Consider the following 11,583-nt stretch of genomic DNA (forward strand, 5'->3'; position numbering starts at 1 on the left):
ATATAATAGGAAAAAGAACGGGCAAAGGGCGTGATACAGATGATCAGCATATCTGAATTTCAAATAAAAGATGTGGTAAACGTGTCGAACGGAAAAAAACTCGGAAGCATCGGTGATATTGATATTAACGTGACAACGGGAAAAATTCAGGCAATTATTTTAGGCGGAAGCGGAAAAGTTCTCGGTTTTTTCGGAAAAGAAGAGGAAATGATCATTCCTTGGCGAAATATAGTTAAAATTGGGGAAGATGTCATCTTAGTGCGTGTAAACGAACCAAAGGGGGGAGCGTAATCCTCCCTTTACTTGTAAAATGCCGGAAATCTCAATGTTTCCGGCACATTTATTTATCTCATTTTTCAATCAGCCGCTAAACGTATGCTTAAAATTGTGTTAAAATGAGTTGGAAATTACGCTTTTTTAATGTTTGTCGAAAGGTTGGATCTCCATGAATACATATCACCCGTTTAGTCTTACCACCCCCTCGGCACTCATGATAGAAGACTGGAACTGTGTGAATCAGCTTAACACAAAGGTCATCGCCGGATTCACAACGAAAAACGGCGGGGTCAGCAATCCTCCGTATGAGTCATTAAATACCGGATTGCACGTCCGGGACGAAGCTCATGATGTTGTGACAAACCGTGAAGTCATAGCGTCCTTATGCGGTACTGATCTGGATTCCTGGGTGTTCGCCGACCAGACACATGAAAACCGCGTCCGGCGCGTGACAGCCGGGGATAAAGGAAAAGGAGCGAGAGACTATTCTTCCGCATTCCGCGGGACGGACGGGCTCTACACGAAAGATGCGAATCTTTTTTTGGCCCTTTGTTTTGCGGACTGTGTGCCCTTGTATTTTTATGACCCGGTAAAATCCATTATTGGCGCTGCCCATGCCGGATGGAAAGGGACGGTCAAACAAATCGGACGCATCATGACGGAACGCTGGGTAAACGAAGAAGGCTCCCGTTTAACAGATATTCAGGCTGTCATCGGTCCGTCCATCAGCGCGGGAAGCTATACAGTCGACGATCGCGTCATCAATGAAGTGCGGGCGCTGCCTTTTACGGCTGAATCCGCTATATGCGAAACGGAAAAAGGCCAGTATCAGCTTGATTTAAAAGAGGTCAACCGCCTTCTTCTGATACATTGCGGCATTCCGGAAGAAAACATTTCAGTCAGCGGTTTATGCACTGAACGAGAGCGTGAACTATTCTTTTCACACCGCCGCGACAAAGGGAAAACGGGACGCATGATGTCCTTTATCGGAATGAAGGAGGCGTAAGATCTTGCGTGTTGCTGATCAATTACGACATATAAACGAAAGAATAAACGAAGCATGTAACAGATCGGGCCGAAGCCCCGAAGATGTTACCGTCATCGCGGTTACAAAATACGTATCAGCCGAAAGGGCTCAAGAGGCCGTTGATGCCGGTATTACAAGTCTGGGAGAAAACCGGGATGCCGAGCTTATCCATAAGCAGGAAGTCATCAAAGGCAGCCCGGAGTGGCACTTTATCGGCAGTCTTCAGTCCAGAAAGGTGAAGGCCGTCGTTGACCGTGTATCTTATATTCATTCCTTAGACAGACTGTCATTGGCAAAAGAGATTGAAAAACGGGCGCAGCATACGGTTCGCTGTTTTGTGCAGGTGAATACTTCGCTTGAGCCGTCTAAGCACGGTTTGAAAACAGAGGAGGTCATCCCCTTTATCAGAGAGCTTTCTGAGTTTAGAAACATTTCTGTAGAGGGCCTGATGACGATGGCTCCCCTGACAGACGATACAGAAACGATCAGAGCCTGCTTCCGGCAATTGCGTGATCTGAGGGGTCAGGTGCAAAAACTGAATCAGACAAACGCACCGTGCCGGGAACTGTCAATGGGCATGTCAAATGATTATGAAATCGCTGTTGAAGAGGGCGCAACTTTTATCAGAATCGGCTCTTCATTAGTCGGAAATGAACCGGGGGGTGTAAACAAATGAGCATGAAAAATAAACTGAAAAACTTTTTCTCAATGGATGAGGAGGAGTACGAGTACGAATACATTGAAACAGAGCAGGATCATCAGGAAGAGCATGAACAGCAGAAAGATAAACAGCCTGCTTACGCTCAGAAGCCGCAGGGCAAGCAGAACGTAGTAAGCTTGCAAAGTGTTCAGAAATCCTCTAAAGTGGTGTTGAGTGAACCGCGTGTATATGCGGAAGCGCAGGAAATCGCCGATCATTTAAAGAACAGGCGTGCGGTTGTCGTCAATCTGCAGCGCATCCAGCATGATCAGGCGAAAAGAATCGTCGACTTTTTAAGCGGTACCGTCTACGCCATCGGCGGCGACATTCAGAGAATCGGTTCAGATATTTTTCTGTGCACGCCTGATAATGTCGACGTTTCCGGCACGATTTCGGAGCTTATAAATGAAGACGAACATCAGAGGTGGTAAAGCAGGATGATTCTTTATCAAATTTTTTCCGTTCTGAGTTATTTAATTTACATCTACTCGTTTGCCCTGATCATCTATATCTTTATGTCATGGGTGCCGAGTACGAGAGAAACGGCGGTCGGACGGTTTCTCGCAGCGATTTGCGAACCGTATTTAGAGCCGTTCAGAAGGATCATTCCGCCCATTGCCATGCTGGATATATCCCCGATTGTAGCGATTATCGTGCTTCGGTTTGCCACGACGGGACTTTGGGGCCTATACCGCATGATCGCAATGTATACTTGAATGCGACAGTTTGATACGGGCTTGGCACCAGCCAAGCCTCTTTACATAGAAAGGAAAGAACATGAGCGATATTTACCAGCACTTCAGACAAGACGAGCGGCCTTTTATTGATCAGGCGCTTGAATGGAAACAGATTGTCCTGGACCAGTATCGGATGAAGCTGACTGATTTCTTAGATCCCAGAGAACAGGTCATTGTAAAGGCCGTTATCGGCGACGCCTGCGGTCTTGCGTTTTTCGGAGGATATGACAGAGCTGAGCGCAAACGCGCGATTTTATACCCTGAATATATGGAACCTGAACAGGATGATTTTGAGCTTCGGGCTTTTGACGTTCAATACGCTGAAAAATTCGTCAGCATTGACCACCGCTCTCTTCTCGGATCATTAATGGGGATCGGCTTAAAGCGGCAGAAATACGGCGATCTGATTTTCTCAGAGGAAGCCGTGCAGCTGATCGTCTCCGGTGAAATCGCCGATTTTGTCAGCACTCAGCTGACCAAGGCGGGCAAAGCGCCGGTAAAGCTTGAGAAAATCGAGCTTTCAGCTCTTCACATTCCCGCTTCAGATGTCGAAATAAGGGATGACACGGTTTCTTCATTGCGTCTCGACGCCGTCTGCGCTTCAATGAGCAGGCAATCCCGTCAGAAAGCGCAGGCGCTTGTGAAAAACGGGCTCGTTAAGGTGAATTGGAAAGCCATTGAAGATCCGTCTTATCAGGTTGCTGAAGGGGACATGCTCTCGATTCGCGGCTTCGGACGATGCAGTTTGGCAAAAGTTGACGGAAAAACGAAAAAAGACAAATGGAAAGTTACATTTGAACGGCAAAAATGAGTCGTTTTTTCAGTTTTTTTCTCCATCTGTGCCGTATTTGTTTTATAATGTGAACTAGATAACCGTACTGAAATGTAAAAATGGAGGTGGCAATATGCCATTAACGCCGAATGATATCCATAACAAAACGTTTACAAAAGGTTTTCGCGGATATGATGAAGACGAAGTAAATGAATTTTTAATGCAGGTCAGAAAAGATTACGAAATCGCACTCCGTAAAAAAACGGAGCTTGAGGCGAAAGTGAACGAGCTGGACGAAAAAATCGGCCACTTTGCCAATATCGAAGAAACGCTGAATAAATCAATTCTCATAGCCCAGGAAGCCGCAGAAGACGTAAAGCGCAACTCGCAAAAAGAAGCGAAGCTGATCGTCCGTGAAGCAGAAAAAAATGCCGATCGCATCATCAATGAGTCGCTTTCCAAATCAAGAAAAATCGCAATGGAAATTGAAGAGCTGAAAAAACAGTCTAAAGTCTTCAGAACACGTTTCCAAATGCTGATTGAGGCGCAGCTCGACCTGCTGAAGAACGATGATTGGGATCATCTGCTGGAATACGAAGTCGACGCGGTTTTTGAGGAAAAAGAATAATTTTCTGATTTTCTTGACATTCTCCGGCCCGTTCGAATATAATACGTTCATAAATTCAGATGAAAAGACGATTGAAAGGGACCGGCATGACTCAAAACAGGCTATAAAGCGACCCGGGGAAGGTGAAAGCCCGGGATGGCCGGAATCATGCAGATCAGCCCTTTAGTTTCCTTTCTGAACCGAGAGTAGGATAGGACGTTCCATCACGTTACGATGTTCGAGAGGAAAAGACGGATGATCCGTTTTTTCTAAAAGGGTGGTACCGCGAGATAAGCTTTCTCGTCCCTTATGGGATGAGAGGGCTTTTTTTATTTTCTGAAAAATGTTGTGGAGGAATGAAAATGGATTACAAAGATACGCTGTTAATGCCGAAAACAGATTTTCCGATGCGGGGAAATCTGCCGAATCGTGAGCCGGACATGCAAAAAGACTGGGAGGAGCAGGACATTTACCGTCTTGTTCAAGAACGGACGAAAGACCGCCCGAAATTCGTGCTGCATGACGGACCTCCTTATGCAAACGGAGACATCCACATGGGCCATGCCCTGAACAAAATCCTGAAAGACTTCATCGTCCGCTATAAATCAATGAGCGGCTACAACGCACCTTACGTGCCGGGCTGGGATACGCACGGACTGCCGATTGAAACGGCGCTGACGAAAAACAAAAAAGTAAACCGGAAAGAAATGTCCGTCGCTGATTTCCGCAAGCTTTGCGAAGATTATGCATGGCAGCAGATCGAAAGACAGCGCGAACAATTCAAGCGTCTCGGCGTCAGAGGCGATTGGGAAAACCCGTATGTTACGCTTCAGCCTGAATTTGAAGCGCAGCAGATCCGCGTTTTCGGCGAGATGGCGAAAAGAGGCTATATTTATAAAGGTCTGAAGCCGGTCAACTGGTCGCCTTCAAGTGAATCTGCCTTAGCGGAAGCGGAAATTGAATATCAGGACAAACGTTCCGCGTCTATTTATGTTGCGTTTAAGGTGAAAGACGGTAAAGGCGTTCTGGAAAACGGAGAAAGCTTCATCATCTGGACGACGACGCCGTGGACGATGCCTGCCAACCTCGGAATTTCCGTTCATCCTGATCTTGAATACAATGTCATCAAGGTTGGAGACAAGCGTTATGTAGTGGCTGCTGAACTGATCGAAAACGTAGCGGAGGCATGCGGTTTTGAAAATCCTGAAGTTGTCGCATCATATAAAGGCAGAGAATTAGAATACATCACTGCAGAACATCCGCTGTACGGCAGAGATTCACTCGTCATGCTCGGTGACCACGTCACAACCGATGCCGGAACAGGCTGTGTTCATACTGCTCCGGGCCACGGGGAAGATGACTTTATCGTCGGCCAAAAGTACGGCTTAGAAGTACTGTGCCCTGTTGATGAAAAAGGAAACATGACCGACGAAGCGCCGGGCTTTGAAGGAATGTTTTACGATAAAGCCAATAAACCGATCACGGAGAAGCTTGAAGAAAACGGCGCGCTCTTGAAACTCGAGTTTATTACACACTCCTATCCGCATGACTGGAGAACGAAAAAACCGACTATCTTCAGAGCGACAGCGCAATGGTTTGCGTCAATTAAAGATTTCAGATCCGATCTGCTTGATGCCATCAAACAAACGAAGTGGGTGCCGGAGTGGGGCGAACAGCGCCTTTACAACATGGTGCGCGACCGCGGTGACTGGTGTATCTCAAGACAGCGCGTCTGGGGCGTTCCGATCCCGGTATTTTATGCAGAAAACGGTGAGCCGGTCATCACTGACGAAACGATTGAACACGTGTCTGAGCTGTTCAAACAGCACGGCTCAAACGTCTGGTTTGAAAGAGAGGCAAAAGACCTTCTGCCGGAAGGATTTACACATCCGGGAAGCCCGAACGGAATCTTCACGAAAGAGCAAGACATTATGGATGTATGGTTTGATTCAGGTTCTTCCCATCAGGCTGTTCTTGAAGAACGTGATGATCTTGTCCGTCCGGCTGATTTATACCTTGAAGGCTCTGACCAATACCGCGGCTGGTTTAACTCATCTCTTTCCACCGCTGTTGCAGTCACCGGCAAAGCGCCGTATAAAGGCGTATTAAGCCATGGATTTACACTTGATGCAAACGGCCGTAAAATGAGCAAATCACTCGGCAATACGATTGACCCGACAAAAATCGCAAAACAGCTTGGAGCTGAAATTCTGCGTTTATGGGTATCTTCCGTAAACTATCAGGCCGATCACCCGGTTTCTGAAGATATTCTGAAGCAGGTCGCGGAAGTATACCGGAAAGTCCGCAACACGTTCCGCTTCCTTCACGGCAACCTGTTCGATTTCAATCCAAGCGTCAATGCCGTGGATGTAAAAGATCTCCGCGAAGTGGATCAATATATGCTGATCAAGCTGAATAAGCTGATCGAAAAGGTGAAAAAAGCGTACGATGAATACGAATTTGCGGTTGTTTATCACAGCATTCACAATTTCTGTACGATCGAGCTCAGCTCCTTCTATCTTGATTTTGCAAAAGATGTTGTGTACATCGAGCATGCGGATCATCCGGACCGCCGCAGCATGCAGACCGTCTTTTATGAAACGCTGCTGGCGTTAGTGAAGCTGACGGCGCCGATTCTCCCGCACACGGCGGATGAAATGTGGTCTCACTTATCATTTGTTGAAGAAGCGAGCGTGCAGCTGACAGATATGCCGGAAACCATTGCTGTTCCGGACAGTCAAGCGACAGAAGAAAAATTCGACCGCTTCATGGAGCTTCGAAACGACGTGCTGAAAGCTTTGGAAACAGCCCGTAACGAAAAAATTATCGGAAAATCATTGGAAGCGAGCCTGACTTTGTATCCGAACAAAGAAAACCGCGACCTCTTGTCATCCATTAAAGAAAATATCGCGCAGCTGTTTATCGTTTCAGAACTGACAGTAAAAGACGAAAGTGAAGCGCCGGAAAACGCGCAAAGCTTCACAACAGGAAAAATGACCGTAGAAAAAGCGGAAGGCCAGATGTGTGAACGTTCCCGCGTAATTTCTAAAGATGTCGGAGCCAATCCGAAATATCCGACGTTATCACTGCGCAATGCGGAAATCGTTGAAAAATATTATCAAAAATAATAAATGAGAAAGCGCCCGGTGTCAGCCGGGCGCTTTTTTACATGCCAGCAATGTCATCGATTAGAACGACAGGAAAAATCTTATGGGCTTCAAATGGCGCCCTGGGGGCAACAATAAAGCTATAACATCAAGAGCAGGAGTTGTGATGAATGAATGATCAACTGACCGCAATCCACACGGAGCTTCTCATGATGAAAGAAGAACTTCAATCAAGATTATTCGAATATTCTTGCTTTCAAATGTCAGCATCTGTTGAACCTTCAATGAACGACCAAGAAGCAACTCTGATCTATCATATAAAAGAAGAACTTCAGGACGTTCTTCTTGCCCTGTCTAAGTTTGAAAACAATACGTACGGTTATTGTGAAAAAACAGGCGCCCCCATTCCGATTGAAAAACTTGCGGTGTTGCCTACGGCCAGAACCGCTGATGATTTTTATTATCCCGCTCAATTTGAAAAGAAAACCCTTCCATATTGGGAACCCGGAGATTATGCATATGATCAGGCGCTGTATGAGTGACAGCGTCTGTTTGCATGCGCTTATGATCTGCCTTTACTCTGGCATCTTTTACTGATAAAATTCATAAAGGATAAAAGTAACTGTATACTGGAGGAACGTGTGTGCTTTATTATCTTATCGCTCTTTTTATTATTATTGCCGACCAATTGACCAAATGGCTTGTCGTCAGCCATATGGAATTGGGACAAAGCATACCTGTCATCGATCAGGTGCTTTATATCACATCTCATCGCAACACGGGAGCGGCGTGGGGGATTTTAGCCGGCCAAATGTGGTTTTTCTACGTCATTACCATCGCCGTGATTATCGGAATCGTTTATTACATACAGCGTTATGCAAAAGGGCAGATGTTACTCGGAATTTCTCTCGGCTTAATGCTGGGCGGTGCGGCCGGAAACTTTATTGACCGGGCGGCGCGCCAGGAAGTGGTGGATTTTATTCATGTCATCATCGTGAATTATCACTATCCGATTTTTAATATCGCGGACTCCTCACTGTGCGTCGGTGTAATACTTTTATTTATTCATATGCTGTTTGACAGCGGGAAAAAGAAGGAGCAATAACATGAATCAATTTGAGATAACCGTTCAGCCTGAACAAAAGAGCGAACGGATTGATAAATTTTTGGCTTCAACGGGAGAAAACTGGTCACGCACTCAAGTGCAGCAATGGGTAAAAGAGGGACTGGTATCCGTTAATGGCAAATCCGTAAAAGCGAATTATAAAATGCAGCCCGGCGATCAGGTAAACGTCACCATTCCTGAACCGGAAGAATTGGACGTGCTTGCAGAGCCGATGGATTTGGACATTTACTATGAAGACCAGGATGTCTTGGTTGTGAACAAGCCGCGGGGCATGGTTGTACACCCGGCGCCCGGCCATGTGACAGGGACGCTTGTAAACGGACTGATGGCTCACTGCAACGACCTTTCCGGCATTAACGGTGTCATGCGTCCGGGAATCGTCCACCGGATTGATAAAGATACTTCCGGTCTGTTAATGGTCGCTAAAAACGATATGGCGCATGAATCACTCGTTAATCAGCTCGTCAATAAAACCGTGACCAGAAAGTACACAGCGGTTGTCCACGGGGTGATTTCACATGATGACGGAACAATTGACGCTCCGATCGGGAGAGATAAAAAAGACCGTCAAAGCATGACCGTAACAAGAGAAAGCAGCAAAAACGCCGTCACGCATTTCCACGTGCTTGAGCGTTTTCAAGATTTCACGCTCGTAGAGTGCCGGCTTGAGACCGGAAGAACGCATCAGATCCGTGTTCATATGAAATATATCGGGTTTCCTTTGGCGGGCGATCCGAAGTACGGACCGAGAAAAACCATTGATTTCAATGGTCAGGCGCTTCATGCCGGAATATTAGGTTTTGATCATCCGCGGACGGGCGAATACATGGAGTTTGAAGCGCCCCTTCCTGAAGATATGAAAAAACTCATTGAAGATTTAAGAAATAGCCATTGACAGCGACTCTCTTTTCTGAAATAATAAAAACAAGCTGAATAGATTCTTTAACACAGTCCAGAGAGGCTGAGAAGGATAACGGATAGGACAGAAGAGATACGCATGTGTCTTCGTCCTGGAAAGGAACCCCTCTATGCTCTGGCAGGAGGGGTTTTTTCTTCTTATATACGAATGGAGAGGTGTCACGAGTGAATCAAAAAGCTGTTATTCTCGACGAACAGGCGATCAGGCGGGCGCTGACAAGGATAGCCCATGAAATGATCGAACGGAATAAAGGAATGAATGACTGCATTCTTGTAGGGATTAAAACAAGAGGCATTTATTTAGCGAAGCGGCTGGCCGAGCGGATCGAACAGATTGAAGGAAATCCGGTCACCGTCGGGGAAATCGATATCACCCTTTACCGTGACGATCTCACGAAAAAAACGAGCAATGAAGAGCCGCTTGTAAAAGGCGCGGACATTCCGGCCGATATCACAGACCAAAAGGTCATTGTGGTTGATGATGTGCTTTATACCGGCCGGACGGTGAGAGCTGCGATGGATGCCCTCGTTGATGTCGGGCGGCCGTCATCGATACAGCTTGCTGTGCTTGTCGACAGAGGGCACCGGGAGCTGCCGATCAGAGCGGACTATATCGGGAAAAACATTCCGACCTCAAAAGCTGAAAAAGTGATGGTTCAGCTGAGCGAAGTTGATCAGACTGATATGGTCGCCATTTACGAAAATGAATAATCACCCTTTTTAAATGCATTCCAGAGAGTTTGCAAAGAGGATTTTAAAACACAGAGCCGGGCGGATCGACGCGGCCGGGTTTTGTATGCCTCTTTGCGCAAAAAGCAAAGAGGTTTTTTTATACCATTTGAAAGTCAACCGGGAGGAAAACGCCATGAGTAAGAAAAAAGTAAACCTGGGAGTCAGGGACGTCCCCAATCCATTGTCCTGGCTGTCATTCAGCCTGCAGCATTTATTCGCCATGTTCGGTTCAACCATACTCGTGCCGAAACTGGTCGGAATGAGCCCGGCAGTGGCGCTTGTCACGAGCGGAATCGGGACACTCGCCTATCTCTTGGTGACAAAAGGCCAGATTCCCGCTTATCTCGGCTCATCATTCGCCTTTATATCACCGATTATCTTGGTGAAGGCGACGGGAGGGCCGGGGGCTGCCATGGTCGGCGCTTTCCTGGCGGGAATTGTGTACGGTCTGATCGCGCTTCTCATCAGGCAGCTTGGAACGGGGTGGCTGATGAAGCTGCTGCCCCCGGTGGTCGTCGGGCCGGTCATCATCGTCATCGGCCTCGGACTGGCAAGCACAGCCGTCAATATGGCAATGTATGCTGATCCGAATGCGAAGGAACTCGTCTACAGCTTGAAACATTTCAGTGTAGCCGGCGTCACTTTGGCAATCACCATTATCTGCGCCATCTTTTTACGGGGATTTTTAAGCCTGATTCCGGTATTGATCGGCATTATAGGCGGATATCTGTTTGCGCTGACACAGGGCATCGTCAATTTTCAGCCGGTCATTGATGCAAAGTGGTTCGCCGTTCCTGAATTTATCATCCCTTTCAAAGACTATACGCCGTCAGTGACATTGGGCATTGCGGCTGCGATGGTGCCGGTCGCTTTCGTGACGATGTCAGAACATATCGGCCACCAAATGGTGCTGAGTAAAGTCGTCGGACAGGATTTCATTAAAAAGCCGGGACTGCACCGCTCCATAATGGGGGACAGCGTAGCGACGATTATCGCTTCGTTAATCGGAGGCCCGCCGACGACAACATATGGCGAAAACATCGGTGTACTGGCAATTACGAGAGTTTTCAGCGTCTTTGTCATCGGCGGCGCGGGTGTGATTGCGCTGTGCTTCGGATTTATCGGAAAAGTATCAGCGCTGATCAGCTCTGTTCCGTCCGCGGTTATGGGGGGCGTTTCCTTCCTGCTCTTCGGAATTATCGCCTCCAGCGGTTTAAGAATGCTGATTGACAACAACATTGATTATGAAAACAAGCGAAATTTAATTATCACATCCGTCATTCTCGTGATCGGCGTCGGAGGGGCTTTTATTCAAGTATCAAAAGGCGGGTTCCAAATATCCGGCATGGCGCTTGCGGCAATCGTCGGAGTCATCCTGAACCTTATCCTGCCGCATGCAAATGAAGAAGACGCAATTGCATCAGAAAAACAAAATCATATGTAAAACCTTTTAAAGAAAGTCCAGAGAGGCTTGGAAGGGTTATAACGGGAAGAAGCTGTACGCTGCTTCTCTCTTTAACCGCACCCCGAGTCTATAGACCGGGGTGTTTTTTTACGGCCTTCAAGCGGAAACGGAGGAGA

At 47.1% G+C, this 11,583-nt stretch carries 13 protein-coding genes; all 13 read left to right on the plus strand.

Annotation, left to right across the window (positions count from 1 at the left end; translation table 11 throughout):
- Positions 1 to 39: 39 nt before the first annotated feature.
- On the plus strand, positions 40 to 291 hold the full coding sequence (locus SB847_RS03360; protein ID WP_003154415.1) for a YlmC/YmxH family sporulation protein: 252 nt from the start codon (positions 40 to 42) through the stop codon (positions 289 to 291).
- Between the two features lie 154 nt (positions 292 to 445).
- Complete coding sequence (gene pgeF / locus SB847_RS03365) at positions 446 to 1,282, plus strand: peptidoglycan editing factor PgeF (RefSeq protein WP_014304972.1); 837 nt, start codon at positions 446 to 448, stop codon at positions 1,280 to 1,282.
- 4 nt (positions 1,283 to 1,286) lie between these two features.
- Complete coding sequence (locus SB847_RS03370) at positions 1,287 to 1,979, plus strand: YggS family pyridoxal phosphate-dependent enzyme (RefSeq protein WP_410562365.1); 693 nt, start codon at positions 1,287 to 1,289, stop codon at positions 1,977 to 1,979.
- Positions 1,976 to 2,434: a cell division protein SepF gene (sepF, locus tag SB847_RS03375; protein ID WP_003154410.1), complete on the plus strand. Its 459-nt coding sequence runs from the start codon at positions 1,976 to 1,978 to the stop codon at positions 2,432 to 2,434. The genes SB847_RS03370 and sepF overlap by 4 nt, the downstream gene beginning before the upstream one ends.
- Before the next feature lie 6 nt (positions 2,435 to 2,440).
- Positions 2,441 to 2,719: a YggT family protein gene (locus SB847_RS03380; protein WP_003154408.1), complete on the plus strand. Its 279-nt coding sequence runs from the start codon at positions 2,441 to 2,443 to the stop codon at positions 2,717 to 2,719.
- Positions 2,720 to 2,780: 61 nt separating this feature from the next.
- The gene (locus tag SB847_RS03385; RefSeq protein WP_007409722.1) at positions 2,781 to 3,551 is read left to right on the plus strand and encodes a YlmH family RNA-binding protein; all 771 of its coding nucleotides are present in this window, start codon (positions 2,781 to 2,783) and stop codon (positions 3,549 to 3,551) included.
- A 94-nt stretch (positions 3,552 to 3,645) separates the two neighbouring features.
- On the plus strand, positions 3,646 to 4,140 hold the full coding sequence (gene divIVA / locus SB847_RS03390) for a septum site-determining protein DivIVA (RefSeq protein ID WP_206583540.1): 495 nt from the start codon (positions 3,646 to 3,648) through the stop codon (positions 4,138 to 4,140).
- A gap of 341 nt (positions 4,141 to 4,481) precedes the next feature.
- Positions 4,482 to 7,247, plus strand: coding sequence for an isoleucine--tRNA ligase (gene ileS / locus SB847_RS03395; protein ID WP_410577336.1), 2,766 nt, complete (start codon positions 4,482 to 4,484; stop codon positions 7,245 to 7,247).
- 149 nt (positions 7,248 to 7,396) lie between these two features.
- Positions 7,397 to 7,768 (plus strand): TraR/DksA family transcriptional regulator, encoded by a 372-nt coding sequence (locus tag SB847_RS03400; protein ID WP_003154399.1) that lies wholly within the window; start codon positions 7,397 to 7,399, stop codon positions 7,766 to 7,768.
- 101 nt (positions 7,769 to 7,869) lie between these two features.
- Entirely contained in the window at positions 7,870 to 8,331 is a 462-nt protein-coding gene (lspA, locus tag SB847_RS03405) for a signal peptidase II (RefSeq protein ID WP_016936189.1), read from the plus strand.
- Between the two features lies 1 nt (position 8,332).
- Positions 8,333 to 9,247: an RluA family pseudouridine synthase gene (locus SB847_RS03410; RefSeq protein ID WP_007409726.1), complete on the plus strand. Its 915-nt coding sequence runs from the start codon at positions 8,333 to 8,335 to the stop codon at positions 9,245 to 9,247.
- Positions 9,248 to 9,435: 188 nt separating this feature from the next.
- Entirely contained in the window at positions 9,436 to 9,981 is a 546-nt protein-coding gene (gene pyrR / locus SB847_RS03415) for a bifunctional pyrimidine operon transcriptional regulator/uracil phosphoribosyltransferase (protein WP_003154392.1), read from the plus strand.
- 154 nt (positions 9,982 to 10,135) lie between these two features.
- The gene (gene pyrP / locus SB847_RS03420) at positions 10,136 to 11,446 is read left to right on the plus strand and encodes a uracil permease PyrP (RefSeq protein ID WP_007409727.1); all 1,311 of its coding nucleotides are present in this window, start codon (positions 10,136 to 10,138) and stop codon (positions 11,444 to 11,446) included.
- Positions 11,447 to 11,583: the final 137 nt, after the last annotated feature.

Origin of the sequence: Bacillus sp. SIMBA_026, assembly GCF_046535335.1 — a bacterium.
In the GTDB taxonomy this organism is placed as follows: domain Bacteria; phylum Bacillota; class Bacilli; order Bacillales; family Bacillaceae; genus Bacillus; species Bacillus velezensis.